This is a genomic window from Tabrizicola sp., assembly GCF_031377265.1.
GTDB lineage: Bacteria > Pseudomonadota > Alphaproteobacteria > Rhodobacterales > Rhodobacteraceae > JAUYQR01.
Genome location: NZ_JANMET010000117.1, coordinates 1 through 15042, shown reverse-complemented (window position 1 = coordinate 15042; position 15042 = coordinate 1). Strand labels below are relative to the sequence as shown.

General features: G+C 64.1%; 18 protein-coding genes and 1 pseudogene. 13 read left to right on the top strand and 6 right to left on the bottom strand.

Annotated features, from left to right (window positions below; translation table 11 throughout):
• Window positions 1-662: signal recognition particle receptor subunit alpha (locus RMO18_RS06875; RefSeq protein WP_309664773.1), on the bottom strand; the 662-nt coding region annotated here is incomplete at its 3' end.
• 142 nt (window positions 663-804) lie between these two features.
• Between RMO18_RS06875 and RMO18_RS06870 the strand changes: the two genes are divergently transcribed.
• The 6 genes from RMO18_RS06870 (at window position 805) to RMO18_RS06845 (ending at window position 3933) form a co-directional block, all read left to right on the top strand.
• A complete protein-coding gene (locus RMO18_RS06870; protein ID WP_309664772.1) occupies window positions 805-1872 on the top strand; it encodes an alkane 1-monooxygenase in 1068 nt (355 codons plus the stop codon).
• 123 nt (window positions 1873-1995) lie between these two features.
• Window positions 1996-2328, top strand: a complete 333-nt coding sequence (locus RMO18_RS06865) for a hypothetical protein (RefSeq protein WP_309664771.1) — start codon at window positions 1996-1998, stop codon at window positions 2326-2328.
• Window positions 2315-2725, top strand: coding sequence for a hypothetical protein (locus RMO18_RS06860; RefSeq protein ID WP_309664770.1), 411 nt, complete (start codon window positions 2315-2317; stop codon window positions 2723-2725). The genes RMO18_RS06865 and RMO18_RS06860 overlap by 14 nt, the downstream gene beginning before the upstream one ends.
• Window position 2726: 1 nt before the next feature.
• Entirely contained in the window at window positions 2727-3122 is a 396-nt protein-coding gene (locus RMO18_RS06855) for a hypothetical protein (protein WP_309664769.1), read from the top strand.
• Complete coding sequence (locus RMO18_RS06850; protein ID WP_309664768.1) at window positions 3122-3529, top strand: hypothetical protein; 408 nt, start codon at window positions 3122-3124, stop codon at window positions 3527-3529. Before RMO18_RS06855 ends, RMO18_RS06850 begins: the two co-directional genes overlap by 1 nt.
• A complete protein-coding gene (locus tag RMO18_RS06845) occupies window positions 3529-3933 on the top strand; it encodes a hypothetical protein (RefSeq protein ID WP_309664767.1) in 405 nt (134 codons plus the stop codon). The genes RMO18_RS06850 and RMO18_RS06845 overlap by 1 nt, the downstream gene beginning before the upstream one ends.
• 126 nt (window positions 3934-4059) lie before the next feature.
• Here the strand turns inward: RMO18_RS06845 and xseA are convergent, their stop codons facing one another.
• Window positions 4060-5634, bottom strand: coding sequence for an exodeoxyribonuclease VII large subunit (gene xseA, locus RMO18_RS06840; RefSeq protein ID WP_309664766.1), 1575 nt, complete (start codon window positions 5632-5634; stop codon window positions 4060-4062).
• Window positions 5635-5788: 154 nt separating this feature from the next.
• On the opposite strand from xseA, the gene RMO18_RS06835 reads away from it, so the two are divergent.
• From RMO18_RS06835 to RMO18_RS06825, 3 genes are all read left to right on the top strand, one after another.
• Window positions 5789-6016, top strand: a complete 228-nt coding sequence (locus RMO18_RS06835; protein ID WP_309664765.1) for a hypothetical protein — start codon at window positions 5789-5791, stop codon at window positions 6014-6016.
• Window positions 6017-6094: 78 nt separating this feature from the next.
• Window positions 6095-7357: a phosphoribosylamine--glycine ligase gene (purD, locus tag RMO18_RS06830; RefSeq protein ID WP_309664764.1), complete on the top strand. Its 1263-nt coding sequence runs from the start codon at window positions 6095-6097 to the stop codon at window positions 7355-7357.
• 178 nt (window positions 7358-7535) lie between these two features.
• Entirely contained in the window at window positions 7536-8792 is a 1257-nt protein-coding gene (locus tag RMO18_RS06825; protein WP_309664763.1) for an aspartate kinase, read from the top strand.
• 49 nt (window positions 8793-8841) lie between these two features.
• Here the strand turns inward: RMO18_RS06825 and RMO18_RS06820 are convergent, their stop codons facing one another.
• A complete protein-coding gene (locus RMO18_RS06820) occupies window positions 8842-9174 on the bottom strand; it encodes a GYD domain-containing protein (RefSeq protein WP_309664762.1) in 333 nt (110 codons plus the stop codon).
• Window positions 9175-9558: 384 nt separating this feature from the next.
• Window positions 9559-10743, bottom strand: coding sequence for an aminotransferase class I/II-fold pyridoxal phosphate-dependent enzyme (locus RMO18_RS06815; protein ID WP_309664760.1), 1185 nt, complete (start codon window positions 10741-10743; stop codon window positions 9559-9561).
• A gap of 428 nt (window positions 10744-11171) precedes the next feature.
• Here RMO18_RS06815 and RMO18_RS06810 point away from each other — a divergent pair, with 428 nt between their 5' ends.
• From RMO18_RS06810 to RMO18_RS06805, 3 genes are all read left to right on the top strand, one after another.
• Window positions 11172-11705, top strand: a complete 534-nt coding sequence (locus RMO18_RS06810; protein WP_309664759.1) for a hypothetical protein — start codon at window positions 11172-11174, stop codon at window positions 11703-11705.
• Complete coding sequence (locus RMO18_RS21090; RefSeq protein WP_405054020.1) at window positions 11657-11776, top strand: hypothetical protein; 120 nt, start codon at window positions 11657-11659, stop codon at window positions 11774-11776. Before RMO18_RS06810 ends, RMO18_RS21090 begins: the two co-directional genes overlap by 49 nt.
• A gap of 246 nt (window positions 11777-12022) precedes the next feature.
• Window positions 12023-12295 (top strand): hypothetical protein, encoded by a 273-nt coding sequence (locus tag RMO18_RS06805; protein ID WP_309664758.1) that lies wholly within the window; start codon window positions 12023-12025, stop codon window positions 12293-12295.
• Here the strand turns inward: RMO18_RS06805 and RMO18_RS06800 are convergent.
• Together RMO18_RS06800 and RMO18_RS06795 are read right to left on the bottom strand one after the other, a co-directional pair.
• Window positions 12270-13391, bottom strand: coding sequence for a DUF418 domain-containing protein (locus tag RMO18_RS06800; RefSeq protein WP_309664757.1), 1122 nt, complete (start codon window positions 13389-13391; stop codon window positions 12270-12272). The genes RMO18_RS06805 and RMO18_RS06800 overlap by 26 nt on opposite strands.
• A 124-nt stretch (window positions 13392-13515) precedes the next feature.
• Window positions 13516-14247 (bottom strand): hypothetical protein, encoded by a 732-nt coding sequence (locus tag RMO18_RS06795; RefSeq protein ID WP_309664756.1) that lies wholly within the window; start codon window positions 14245-14247, stop codon window positions 13516-13518.
• A gap of 26 nt (window positions 14248-14273) precedes the next feature.
• On the opposite strand from RMO18_RS06795, the pseudogene RMO18_RS06790 reads away from it, so the two are divergent.
• Window positions 14274-14931, top strand: a pseudogene (locus RMO18_RS06790) (tyrosine-type recombinase/integrase).
• The last annotated feature ends 111 nt before the right edge of the window (window positions 14932-15042 follow it).

Here is a 15042-nt window from a genome sequence, read left to right as displayed (position 1 = left end):
GCGGGGTCCGACCCTTCCGGTGCGGTCATTACCGGCACGCCGGCGCGGGTGCCCCAGATCTGCAACTGCTCCACCGCTGCCGCCCGAAACGTGTCACCCGCCGCAATGATCACCGTCTTGCCCGCCGCCTTGAACTGGCTGGCCAGCTTGCCGATCGTTGTGGTCTTGCCCGATCCGTTCACCCCCACCACCAGCACGACCTGCGGCTTTTTCGGATAGATCGGCATCGGCCGTGCAACTGGCGCCATGATCCGCGCCACTTCCGCCGCAAGCGCGCCGCGCAGCTCACGGGTAGAGATTTTGCGCCCCAGCCGCCCCTCCGCGATGTTTGCCGTCACCCGCACCGCCGTATCGACCCCCATGTCGGCCCCGATCAGCAGCTCCTCCAGGCTTTCCAGCATCGCGTCATCCAGCACCCGGCGCGGCGCATCATCTGCCGCCTTGCCAAACAGCCGGCCCAGCAGACCGGGCTTGCCCGCCTCAGCCACTGGCGCAACGTCAGCCGTCACCGCATCCGGCACCACCGCATCTGGCACCACCGCATCTGGCACCACCGCATCAACCGCCGTGATGTCCGGCTGGGCGACCAGCGCTTCCAGCCCCTCGCCGATCTTGTCGGAGGAACGGAACATCCGGTCTTTCAGCTTCTTGAAGAACGACATCTCTGGCCTCGGGCATTGGGCGCGGTGACCTATCACTTATGGGCTTTGGTCGTTGGTGAAAAGGCACTGCCGCCGGATCGTGCGAAATCGCGGCCCGCTTGAGGGGGCTGGCAGGGCTGCTCGTGCGTGCTAGAACTGCAACATGACCGCAAACCGCCCCTTGCCACTGGCCGTTTTTGCCATAGCCGCGCTCAGCCCGTTGCCGCTTTTGGGGTTTGGGCTGTGGGCCGGGGGGGGCTCGTTGTGGCTGGCATTCCTGTACATGGCGCTGCTGACGATCCTGCTTGACCAGATCATCCCGCTGACCGCAGGCGCGGCGGATGGGGCCGAGTTTCCTGCCGCCGACGCACTTCTCGCGGTCATTGCCGTCGGTCACTTCGCCACCCTGCCGCTGGCCACCTGGGCCATCGCTGCCGACAGCGGCCTAGGCACCGGCCAGCGCATTCTGGTGTTCCTGTCGGCCGGGTTCTGGTTTGGCCAGGTCGCCCACCCAGCGGCGCACGAACTCATTCACCGCCCCAGCCGCGGGCTGTTCCGCCTCGGCGTGGCGATCTACACCAGCCTTTTGTTCGGCCAGCATGCCTCGGCGCACCGGCTGGTGCATCACCGGCATGTGGCAAGCACGCTTGACCCCAACTCCGCCCGCGCCAACGAAAGCTTCTACCGCTTTGCCCGCCGCGCGTGGCGGGGCAGCTTTCGGCAAGGCTGGCAAGCCGAAACCGACCTGCGCGCCCGCAGCGTCAGCCACAGCCCGCACCCCTACGCCGTCTATCTGTTCGGCGGCGCGCTGTGCCTTGCCATCGGCTGGCTGATCGCCGGGGTTGGCGGGGCGCTGGTCTGGGCTGGCCTTGCCCTGCATGCGCAAAGCCAGATCCTGCTGTCCGATTACGTCCAGCATTACGGCCTGACCCGCGCGCTGCAGCCCGATGGGCGGCCAGAACCTGTCGGCCCCCGGCACAGCTGGAACACTGCGCATTGGTTTTCCTCGGCGATGATGCTGAACGCGCCGCGCCATTCCGACCACCACGCCCACCCCGCGCGCCCGTTTCCCGCCCTGCGCCTGCCGCCCGAAGACATCGCCCCCCGGCTGCCGTGGCCGCTGCCACTGGCCTGCGTGATGGCGCTTTTCCCCGCGCTCTGGCGGCGGTCCCTGCAACCGCACCTTGCCCGCTGGAACGCTGACCTCAAAGCGCAAGACACGGCCACCTGACTGGAAATCGCCCGCCATCTCTGGCACTCTGCCCCCAGCTGACCTCCGGAGCAATCGATGCGCGCCCTTGCCTTTTCCCTGTGCCTAACCCTCTGCCCCACCCTTGCATTCGCTGAGAAGCCGATGACGGGCGCAGAGTTTGACGCCGATGTGACCGGCAAGACCGTGACATACGACTACGGCGACGGGCTGTTCGGCACCGAAGAATACCTGCCCAACCGCGAGGTCCGCTGGGCCTTTGAAGGCGACACCTGCATCTACGGCAAATGGTACGAATCGGGCGATGAAATCTGCTTTGTCTATGACAACGACCCGACCCCGCAGTGCTGGCTCTATTTCCTCGAAGGCGGGGCGATCCGGGGCCGCTACATGGGCGAAGGCGGCGGCTGGGAAATTCTCGAATCCGCGCGCACTTCGCAAGGCCTGTCCTGCGCCGGGCCAGATGTCGGGGTTTAGGGTGCACCCGCTGGCCTGCGGCCTTGCCCTGCTTGCCCCATCGCTGGCGGCCGCCCAGCCGCCGATGACCGGGGCCGAATTCGCGGCTTATGTCGGCACCGATACGGTGACCTATCAGTACAGCACCGGCGAGCGCGGTGTTGCCGATTACGCGCCCGACCAATCCCTGATTTGGACCTTTGAGGATGGTACCTGTGTCAATGGCAATTGGTTTGAAGACGATGACCGGATCTGCTTTGCTTTCGACGATCCGGAAATGTCGGCCTGTTGGTACTTCTTCAGATACACCGCCGGCATTCGGGCCGATATCACCGACTATTCGCCCCACGTGGAAATCCACGTTATCGCCAGAACCAGCGCGCCCCTGCCCTGCGCCGCGCCGAACCTTGGGGTTTAAGATGCGCCTTACCGCCCTCCTCGCCTTCCTCCTGCTGCCATTGCCCGCCCTTGCCGAGACCCCGATGACTGCGGCGGAATTCGACGCCTATGTCACCGGAAAGACCCTCACTTATTCGCAGTTCGGCACGATCTTTGGCACAGAGGAATATCTGCCGGGCCGTAAGGTCCGCTGGGCTTTCACCGAAGACATCTGCCAATACGGCACCTGGTACGAAGAGGCGGGCAACATCTGCTTTGTCTACGAATACGATCCCACCCCGCATTGCTGGAGGTTCTGGCAGGAAGGCGATGGCCTGAAGGCCCTTTCGGTCAACGACGCCCCCGGATCGGAACTGAGCGAGGTCGCGCAGACCGATCAGCCCCTGTCCTGCGCCGGCCCCGATGTGGGCGTCTGATGCGCGGCACGCTGGCAGCCCTTCTCGCCGCCCTGATCCTCGCCCCCTGCAGCGGGGCCGCCGAAACGGCCATGACCGCCGAGGAATTTGATGCGTTTTCGGTCGGCAAGACCCTCGAATACACGATCGACGGGCAGGATTATGGGTCTGAATCCCATCTGCCGGGCCGACGGGTGATCGATGCCGATACCGGCGGTCCCTGCCATCCCGGTCGCTGGGAACCGCGCGGCGAGGATATCTGCTTTGTCTACGATGCCGATCCCACCACCCTGCATTGCTGGCGGTACTGGCGTGATGGCGAAGGCCTCTTGGCCCGCGCCGTCGGCAGCGCCCCGCAAGACCCTCCCGCCCGGGTAACGGTCGCCGCACAGCCCCTCGTCTGCCCCGGCCCGGAGGTGGGGGTATGATGGCCCCCCTTTTCGCTGCAACCCTCGTCGCCCTCACCCTCGCGCCCGGTGCCGCCACCGCAGACCCGGCCCTGACCGCCGAGGCGTTCGATGCCCTCAGCCAAGGCAAGACCATGACATGGTCCGAATTCGGCACGGTCTACGGCGTGGAACAATACCTGCCCGACCGCCGCGTCCGCTGGACGATCCTTGGCGATATCTGCATGACCGGGCACTGGTACCCGCAAGGCGACGCGATCTGCTTTCAGTATGAGGACCGCGATACCCCGGCCTGCTGGTTCATCGGCCAGCAAGGCAGCACCCTGACCGCGCTTGATACCGAAGACGCCCTTGACACGCCGCCGGTGATCATCGAGGAAACCACCGAACCGTTACCCTGCTTTGGCCCCGAGGTTGGCGCCTGACCCACCCGAACCCCGGCAGGAAGGGCAACCCACCCATCTACCGTCATCGCCAGAACTCGCCTGATCGAAAAACCGATGTTCCGGCGCAGCCCCCAACAGCGCCAAACTGCGGCCGCGCTATCGGCCTCAGAACAGGCTGCCCTGATCGCCGCCTTCGCCACCCTTCGGCTTGCGCCCCGGCCGCACCCCCAGCACCAGCCGCCCGTCGTGGAACTCCACCTCCAGAACAGCCGCCTTTTCTGCCGCCGAGCGCGTGGTGACGACCGCGCCGTCACCCCGCACCACCGCATAGCCGCGCTTCAGCGTCTCGCCGTAGCCCAGCGTCACCCGAGTCCGGTCCAGCGCCTCCAACCGGTCGGCCAGCTGCTGGAACCGCGCCGCTGGCGCCGCCTCCAGCCGCAGGCTCAGCGCGCCAAGCGTGCCGCGCCCCTCCGCCACCCGCCGTGCCGCATCGCCCTGCAACCGCGCCAAGGCCGGGGCCAGCCGTGCCGCCAACGCATCAACCCGGTCGCGGCTGCGTTCCAGCCGCCGCGCCATTGCCGCGCCAAACCGCTGATCTGATAGCTTTATTGCATCCCGCCGCCGCACCAGCAGGCCCAACAGCACCTCAGGCCGCATCAACCCGGCCACCCGGTCAAAGCCCCCGCGCTTGCGCGCCACCGCCAGCCCCAGCGCCGCCGCCAACCGCGCAGCCGCACCGTCCATCCGTTGCCGTGGCCCGGCCAGCAGCGTCTCCAGCCGTGGCAGTGCGCGCCCGATGTCACGCAACCGCTGGCCGCGCTGCCCCACGCCCTGCACCACGCCGCGCACCAGCCGCGCGCCAACCGCATCCAGCCCCGCAATCAGCTCCAACCGCACCGGCACCGCCAGTTCTGCCGCCGCCGTCGGTGTCGGTGCGCGCAGGTCAGACGCGTAATCGATCAGCGTCGTGTCCGTCTCATGCCCCACGGCGGAAATCAGCGGAATCTCCGAACCTGCCGCCGCCCTGACCACGATGTCCTCGTTGAACCCCCACAGGTCCTCCAGCGACCCGCCGCCCCGCGCCACGATGATCACATCTGGCCGCGGGATCGGCCCACCCGGCGCAATCGCATTGAACCCCTTGATCGCCGCCGCCACCTCAGCCGCGCAGGCCTGCCCCTGCACCGCCACCGGCCAGATCAGCACATGGCGCGGAAACCGGTCGCGCAACCGGTGCAGGATATCGCGGATCACCGCCCCGCTGGGCGAAGTGACAACCCCGATCACCGACGGCAGATAGGGGATGACCTGCTTGCGCCCCGCATCAAACAACCCCTCCGCCGCCAGCGCCGCGCGGCGTTTCTCCAGCATCGCCATCAGCGCGCCAGCCCCCGCCGGGGCCACGTCATCGACGATCAGCTGGTACTTCGACTGGCCGGGGAAGGTGGTCATCCGCCCCGTGGCGACAACCTCCATCCCCTCCTCAGGCCGCACCTGCATCTTGGCGACCTGCCCTTTCCAGCTGATCGCGGCAATCACGCTGCGATCATCCTTCAGGTCAAAGTAAAGATGCCCCGAGGCCGGACGCGACACCCGCCCCACCTCGCCGCGCACCCGCACCAGCCCAAATTCCCCTTCGATCACCCGCTTCACCGCACCGGAAAGCTCCGACACGGTGTATTCCGGCTGGTTGCCTCGGGGTTCATCGCCGGGGGCGGGGTCGTCGTCGATCAGGTCCATGCCACATAGTGCCAAACCCCGCAGGCGCGCACAATCCAGCAATCCGCCCCAGCCGCCTTCACAGCCCGTCCCGGCGACACCTATTGAAAGTCCCTGAGGAACGGTTAACTTTTCGTTAACATATTTGAACTTGAGCAAGATTGGACACCACGACATGCGTCCGCTGATGATCGCCGCATTCCTGTCGCTCTTCGGAACCCTTGCCGCCATAGCCGAGAATTGCGATCCGAACTACACCAACCAGTGCGTGCCGATAGCCTCCGACGTCGATTGCGCCGGTGGTAGTGGCAATGGTCCTGCCTATGTATCCGGCCCCGTCTATGTTTTGGGCGACGATATCTATGGCCTTGATGGTGACGGGGTCGCCTGCGACAAGGGCTGATCTGCACGCGTCCACCTTGCGCGGACCTGGCTGCCCGCCTATGACCCCCAAGATGATATGGCCAAGCGGGGGGCGCCCATGAACATCCTCATCCTCGGGTCCGGCGGGCGGGAACACGCCCTCGCCTGGGCCGTCAAGCAGAACCCCAAGACCGACCGGCTGATCGTGGCCCCCGGCAACGCGGGCATGGCGCAATTGGCCGAATGCGCCGACATTGACATCCTTGATGGGGCCACGGTCGTCACCTTCTGCGAAGAAAACGCCGTGGATTTCGTCGTCATCGGCCCGGAGGCCCCGCTCGCCGCTGGCATCGCCGACGCCACCCGCGCCGCCGGAATCCTGACCTTCGGCCCCTCCGCTGCCGCCGCCCGGCTTGAGGCGTCCAAACGCTTCACCAAGGAGGTTTGCGACAGTTGCGGCGCCCCCACCGCCGCCTGGGCTCGCTTCACCGACCCCGCCCCCGCCAAGGCCTACATCCGCGCCAATGGCGCCCCCATCGTGGTCAAGGCCGATGGCCTCGCCGCCGGCAAGGGCGTCGTCGTGGCCATGACCGTCCCCGAAGCCGAAGCCGCCATCGATGATATCCTCGGCGGTGCTTTTGGCGACGCAGGTGCCGAAGTGGTGATTGAAGAATTCATGGATGGCGAAGAGGCCAGCCTCTTTATCCTGACCGATGGCCTGAACGCCCTGCCCATCGGCACTGCGCAAGACCACAAGCGCGTGGGTGACGGCGATACCGGCCCCAATACCGGCGGCATGGGTGCCTATTCCCCCGCCCCGGTGCTGACCGCCGCCATCCAGCAGCTGGCGATGGATGAAATCGTGCTGCCCACGATCAAGGAAATGGCCCGGCGCGGCACGCCCTATAGCGGTGTGCTCTACGCCGGCCTGATGATCAAGAATGGCCGCGCCCGCCTGGTTGAATACAACGCCCGCTTTGGCGACCCCGAGACGCAGGTCCTGATGCTGCGCCTTGGCGCGCAGGTGCTTGATCTGATGCTCGCCACCGCCGAACACCGGCTTGAGGGGGCGCAAGTCCATTGGGCCGATGACCACGCGCTGACCGTGGTGATGGCCGCCAAAGGCTACCCCGGCGCCTATGCCAAAGGTTCGGTGATCGGCGGCCTCGACGGCCAGCCCGAAGACAGCCGCCACATGGTGTTTCACGCCGGAACCGCCGCGCATGACGGCCAGATCATTGCCAACGGTGGCCGCGTGCTGAACATCACCGCGCGCGCCGACACGCTGGTCGAAGCGCAGGCCGCCGCCTATGCCATGGTCGATGCCATCGACTGGCCCGAAGGCTTCTGCCGCCGCGACATCGGCTGGCGCGCGTTCTGACCCAGCAAGCGCTGTTCCGCCCAACACCGCCAACCGAACCGGTTTCGCGGTCTTCCCGCGCAGAGGTGAGACAAAAGGCTTGCAGCGCAGCCGCTCCATTCAGTGACCGCCGGGGCTTGCACCCACCCCTGCCGCCGCATACACAAGCGCGCGACTTAACGGCCGGTGCGGAGGATCCATGCCACTTCTGGTGATGAAATTCGGCGGCACCTCCGTGGCTGACCTTTCGCGCATCAAGAACGCCGCCGCCAAGGTCAAGGCCGAGGTCGCCCGCGGTTATGATGTGATCGTGATCGTCTCCGCCATGTCGGGCAAGACCAACGAGCTGGTCGGCTGGGTCGAAAGCACCTCGCCCCTTTATGACGCGCGCGAATATGACGCCGTGGTATCCTCGGGCGAAAATGTCACTGCCGGATTGATGGCCCTCACCTTGCAGGAAATGGACGTGCCCGCGCGCAGTTGGCACGGCTGGCAGGTGCCGATCCAGACCACCTCCGCCCATGCCGCCGCCCGTTTTGTCGACATCCCCCGCGCCAACATCGACGCGAAATTTGCCGAAGGCTTCAAGGTCGCCGTGGTTGCCGGTTTCCAGGGCGTCAGCCCCGAAGGCCGAATCACCACCCTTGGCCGGGGTGGCTCCGACACCACCGCCGTCGCCTTCGCTGCTGCCTTCGCCGCCGAACGCTGCGACATCTACACCGATGTTGACGGCGTCTACACCACCGACCCCCGCATCAGCCCCAAGGCGCGCAAGCTTGACCGCATCGCGTTCGAGGAAATGCTGGAGCTTGCCTCACTAGGCGCGAAAGTCCTGCAGACCCGCTCGGTCGAACTGGCGATGCGCTACAAGGTACGGCTGCGGGTGCTGTCCTCGTTCGAGGATACTGATGAACACTCTGGAACCCTGGTCTGCGACGAGGATGAAATCATGGAATCGAAAGTTGTCTCCGGCGTTGCCTACAGCCGGGATGAAGCGAAAATGACCCTCGTGCGCGTCGAGGACCGCCCCGGCATCGCTGCTGCGATCTTTGGCCCCCTCGCCGATGCGGGCGTGAACGTTGACATGATCGTGCAGAACATCAGCGAGACGGACGCGCCGGGTGACAAGCGCGCCTATACCGACATGACCTTTTCCTGCCCGACCAATCAGGTCGCCCGCGCAAAGAAAGCCATCGAAGATGCTCGGGATGAAGGAAAATTCGTCTACGCGGACCTGGTGACCGACATTGATGTGGCCAAGCTTTCGGTCGTCGGCATCGGCATGCGCAGCCATGCCGGCGTCGCCGCCCGGATGTTTGCGGCGCTTGCCGCCGAGAACGTGAACATCAAGGTCATCACCACATCCGAGATCAAGATCTCGGTCCTGATCGACCGCAAGTACATGGAACTTGCCGTTCAGGCCCTGCATGACACGTTCGAACTGGACAAGGCGTAAGGGCTGTCCCCGACCCGCGTCACGATGGCCGGGGTCCGGCCCCCTGGCCTCAGCCGTGCGGTGGCTTGTAGGCACCAGTGGCTTTGCCCGCCATAGCCATCGCCGCCATCGCATCCGCGGCGGTCATCAGCTTGACCGTCGATGACTTTGAGACCGTGCCTGCCGACGCGACGGCGGCCGCACCGGCCATCATCATCTTGTCGTCAGGACCTTCGATCAGGCAGATGACGTCATATTCCCCAAACGCAAAGAACAGATGATGCAGCTTTCCGCCCAGCGCCTCGATCAACTTGCGGGCGGCAGCCTCGCGGTCGCTTGGGCTTGTGACCATCGACTTGATCGCTTCCTTGGAATAGCTCAACTGATAAAGATAAAATGCCATCGTCATTCCTCCCATTGAGTTTACGTCAACGCCAAGCTGCACTGACCAGACAAACATGCACGGCTTGACCCAACGCGTCGAGATTTCTTGTTCGCAAGTGCCTCCAGCCAGCCATCTTGAGCCTGTTTTCCGGGGTCAACCGCAAGGGCTTCTGCCCGATAGCAACTTTGGGGCGCATGCGAACTTTGGCCTTCTACCTTGGCGCGCGCTGACCCGCCAAGTGGCGTTGGGCGAGCGGGATTTCCAGCGTGGCCAGACGGCGCATCTCGTTGCGCGCCTGTCCGTTGCCTGCATCAAAAAGCGCGGCCACGCAGGCGTCTCGATCCGCGCCATGCAAGCCCTGCAAGACACGTCCAAACGCGACAAAGCCTGCGGTTTGCGCCGCTAACGCGCGGTCATGCCCGCCAATGCCTCGAACGCGGGCAATGACGCCTCGATCATGTCCTGCGAGCCGGTCAGGCTGATCCTGAAATCCCCCGGCCGCTCGAACAGCGTGCCGGGCATCACGTAAACGCCCCGTTCGGCCATCGCGGCGGTAAAGGCCAGCGCATCGCCGCCGGGTGCCTTGCCCCACAGATAGAACGTGCCTGCGGGCTTGGTCATCTGATAGCCCCACTGGGTCAGCGCGTCATACAGCCGGTCACGCTTGCGCTGATAGGCGGGCACGTCGATCGACACCGTCTCTAGATCCTTCACCGCATATTGCAGGATCGAATCCGGAAAGGCGCATCCCGATGCCAACTGCGTCTTTTCCGCCGCCGCCCGCAGCATGGCGCGCACCGCGGCAGGCATCCCCGGACCGAAGGCAAGGTAGCCCAACCGCAACCCCGGCGCCAAAAGCACCTTGCCGAAACTGTAGTCGATCAGCGTGTAGGGATAGACCTCGGCCGGGCTGGTGAACGCGGCACCATCAAACCTGATCCGCCGGTAAGGCTCGTCCGACAGGATAAAGATCGGTCGCCCGAACTCCGCCGACTTCCGCGTCAGCATCGCCGCGAGTTCGGCCAGCCTCTCGCGGCTGTAGATCACCCCGGTCGGGTTGTGCGGCGTGTTGACGACGACGATCCGCGTGCGCGCCGTGATCGCCGCCTCGATGGCGGCCACATCCAGATCAAAGTTATCGTCGCTGAGCGCGACCTTGACCGTCTTGGCATGCACCAGCGACAGGCTTGTTTCATACAAAAACCAACCCGGCACCGGAATGATGCATTCGTCGCCTGGGTTCAGCAGAATCGTAAATGCCAGCGTGATCGCGCCGTAAGCCCCCAGCGTCATGGCAATGTCATCGGGCGTGAAATCCAGCCCAAGTTCCGCCCGCAACCCTTCGGCGATCACCCGGCGCGGTTCTGCCTCGCTCAGCTTGTAGGCAAACCAGTCCACCGCCTGCGGCTCGATATGGGTGCGCAGGGCGCGCACCAGATCAGGCAAAGGCTGCTCATGCGGGTTGCCAAAGGTCAGGTCGGCGACCACCTCGTCGTCAGTGCCACCACCCCGGTAGGTCTGAAAGAAGGCAAACATCGTCCGCAGGTCATTGCCTGCCGCAACGGAATGATCAGATAAGATGTTCAAAGTATTTGCTCCATAAAGGGTCTGCCGGCGAGGGTGCAGCGCACCATGACCCGGCTAGTAACGGACAGTATTGTCCCTTCATTTCCACCAAAAAAACGCAGCAGGCTTTGAAAAGCGTATCCCAGAAGGTCTGACCTGAAAACCGCTATTTCGGATGTTGCCCCCCTCGACATCAGCACGGCAGCGGGCCAAGGCCAATTACCCATCGGTGCCACGCGCGGCCCCGGATGACCCCACGCTGCAGCCGACAAACGGGCACGACAACCGTCAAACGCGGCCCGAGAAACGAGCCATGCCAGTGGCAGGGATCTGCCTGCAGTCCAACGGCGGAAACCATCGCTCGGATGGGTATTCCCGAACAATCTGAGAAAAGATCGACGGAACCTTCCGAGTGCGACGTTGTCCTCCTGGGACAACAGGAGACTGCCATGACCAAACGCCACATCCGCTGCGCGCTTAGCCGGTCTGGCACCTGTCTTGCAGTGCTTTTGCACGCCGGCAACAGCGCCGCAGACGCCCTGGCCGCGCAATCAACCGCCGATGCAGTCATGGCCGCCAACTGGGCCGAGACGGTCACGATAACGCCGGACGGTACGTCCTTTCGCTATGTCTCTGACGGTTTGCCGAACCACGCCTTGACCGATGCCTACCTCGTCCCCATCGGGCACGAACAACCCTTCACCGAATTCGAGATCATCCCCTCGGCAGGCTTCGTCACCGCCACCACGATTAACGTCACCATCCCCCTCACCCCCGTCTACAGCGACACGGTGGCCCCCACTTCGCTTGGCATGATCGGTGTGATGATCAGCGGCGCGCGCCTGTTCAACGACTATGAAGATCGACTGTCGCGATGGACGACCAGCACACCCAGGACGGCGCGTCGTTTCTGGATACCTGCAACGGCCACCCGCTGCAAAACGGGTCAAGCTACCACTACCACGCATCGCCGCCTTGCGTGACCGAAACGGTTGACGCTGCAGGCGCTCATTCTACCATGATCGGCGTGCTTCTGGTCGGCTTCCCGATCTAGTGTGAAGGTTTTCCGATGCGGGCTGTGGCGTGAGGGTGGGGCTTTCCCAGATCAGTCATTGGTTCTTGCCGCAAAATCTTGGTCAGGGCAGTCTCGCTTAGACAGCACAGCTTTCTTGAAAAGACGCGGGTCACCCTTTTCATTCATGTGTTCGGAAGCGGCCCAGAGGTTCACGACCCATTACAAGAGAAGCTGGCTGCTACTACCTTGGCTGCCGTCGCCGCAGTGCTTTGACACGCGTTCGCCGTGGTTCTGGTGGTGCTGGCCCGGCGGCATGATCGGGTAATTGAGGCGATCTTGTCTGGCATCCCGAATGGTTCTGCGGCGCTGTTCGTCTACTACGGCCATGCGCGCCTCGACGCGATGATACTGATGAACCAGTGGATCAACTTTCTCGCCATGCCGACTTTGGCGCGCCTCTGCCAAAGCCGCAAGCGGCCTGCATTCACGCCGGATCTTGCAGACCCGCCACGGAACCGCTTTCCGCGGTTTGCTACTGACCGCCAGTTCCGTGAGTGATCCGCCGCAAGACCACCTCTAGCGGGCCGCGCTGAAACATGCGGGTCCACGCGAAGGCCAGCAGCATAACGCCTGCCGCGATGGCTATCGACAGGATCAGCAGCTTTGCCTGCCCAAGCTGGCCGTAAAGCCCAAGGCCATAGCCGCCAAAGACCGCTCCGGCGATGATACCTTGCACGACATAGCCTGACAGCGATTTGCGGCCCGATGCAAGCAAGCCCGGCGCCGGGACAGTCTTTCGCGCAAACCGGATGATGCCGACCAGATAGGCCGCCGCCAGCATCGGCGCACCCATCGCCAGCGCCATCATCCCCAGCGCCTGCGCGATCCCGGTAGAGGCGGGCAAAAGCCCGCTCATCGCCGCCGCATAGACCAGATTGAGCGGAACCCCGACAGTCAGCAGGACCGGCACTGCGCGCGAAAGCCGGCCAAACTGCGGACTGCCCGCCGCGAAGAAATCGACTTTCGCGGCCGCGATCCCCATAGCAAAGGCACCCAGCGCCAACGGCCCGTTGAACAGGGCAACGAACAGGAAGGTCGTGGGCCAATCCATGATCCGGGTGGTCACACCTTCGGCAAAGCTGCCGCCAAGACCCGGCCCGCTGGGGATCGGCATGGGTGCAGTCAGCACCACCGCGATGATCCCCATCGCAAGAACCGCCACCGGCACCATCTTGGCGGCAAACACCGCCAGCGCCTGCGGAGATTTGCTCCGCTTGGGCCAGATCAGCGCGCCCAGCACGGCGTAAAGCACCAAGATATCGCCCGTGAACACCAACGCCGCATGCAGCGCGCCCAGCAGCGCAAGCCCGGACAGGCGGCGCGCATATCTGAGGCCAAAGCTGACGTTGGACCGTGCCGCCGCCTGATCCTGAGTATCCATGCCCCAGCCGAAAATGAACGAAAAGAGCAGAAAGAACTTGCCCTGAAACAGCGCCTCGACGGCAAAGACGGCGGCCTGATCGGCAAGCAGCATTGGAGGCACCAGTTGCTGTGTGACGGTCAGGCCGAGAAAGGGAATGTTGACGATGCAGATGCCGATCAAGGCAACGGTGCGGATCGTATCAACTTCGATGTTGCGGGGGGTCTGGGTCAAGGGGAGTCTCCTTTGAGCGATTGCTCAATCATGGGGCAAACGTGGCCTGCCACAGTCGTGACTGCGGGTTGGTCAGCAGGCGGGTGGGTTCAGGATGTCTTTCGGCAGGGTTTTGCGCCTGCGCTCACGGTCCCGCAGGGCGCGCGGACACGGCGGTTATCCAGTCGGTCAGCGTGGTCAGAACCGGCGGCGCATAGGCGTTGCGGCCCGCCAGCAGGAACCGCGCCTGCGCGCCAAGCGGCCATTGCGTGGGGAGTTGGTAGTTGTAGTGCTGCGCGGCAAACAGCGAATGGGTTGCCCCCGACACAAGCATGAACCGGTTGTGTGGGTTGGCCCCGGCAAGGGCCGCGCTGTAGACCGACACGGTCTGGGGCCCACCCACGTTCAGATCATCGGCACCGGACAAGACCAGCACAGGCAGCATCAAGCCAGGCAAAAGCCCACGCACGTCTTCGCCAAAGCTACGCTGCTCGAAACCGAACCGCGCCTCTGACGTCAGTGCTTCGTCTGCCGTTCCGGCCTTGCGTTCCTGCGCAGTATAGTCGGCGTAGCTGGCCGCAGAGGCAAAGCTGATCAGGTCTTTCACATTCTGCGCCTTCACGAATTCGGCAATCATCTCGGCACTTTGGCCTTCGGCTTCAAGCCGCCGGGTCGTGTAGTAGGCACCCTGCTCTTGCCAGCTTACTGCAGCCCCGATCAGCACCAGAAACGACGCATCGTCGGTCAACCTCGGCACGCGCGGCAAGACCCAGCCCGTTTGCGAAAACCCGATCAGGCCCAAGACCCGCTCCTTCGCGTCAGGCAAGGCACGCAAGGCGGCAAGGGCAGCCACAGTTTCCGCAGCGCGATCCTGCATGCTTTGGTCCAGCCAGTTGCCGGTTGATGCCGCGACCCCCGGCTTGGAACAAAGGCCGGATTATCGGCCAAAAACGCCCGCTTCAACCAAAGCACGTTTGGGCCATTCGCGTGCGTCTTGAGATTGCTGAGAACATCCGGGACCGCGCCCTGTTTAATATGGCCATCGACTGCAAGCTCCGGGGGCTGTGATCTCGTGCGTCGCAAAGTGCGGGACGTCTTCGTATCGGGCCACATGAAAGAGCGCACTTCCGTCATGCAGAGCAAGACAAAGCGGCCGGTACTATTCGAGATCACCGAGCAGACCCGCAAAGCCGTGCAACGCTGGATCGAATGCCCGGCGATGTTCGGGTGCGACGATCTTTGGCCAAGTCGGTTCCATGGCAGCCCGCATCTCTCAACAAGGCAGTACGCGCGTATCCTTCGCGGCTGGGTGACTTCGATCGGGCTGGAGCCAAGCGCTTACGGCACACACTCAATGCGCAGAACCAAGGCGGCGCAGATCTACAAGAAAACCGGTAACCTGAGGGCCGTGCAGCTCTTGCTTGGCCACACCAAGATGGACAGCACCGTGCGCTATCTGGGCATTGAGCTGGAGGACGCGCTTGAGATTTCGGAGGGGGTCGAGATGGGATGCTTTGACAACGTTGGTGTGCCCTCCTGCTCGGCGATGGTGTGGATGTAGCCGACGGCGACAGTCGTCTTGACGGGCCTGGCGATGTAGCCTATAGCTACATGGATGAAGCCGATCAGCTACTCGAAAGCCGCGATCAGGGCGCTGCGCCGCATGCCGCGA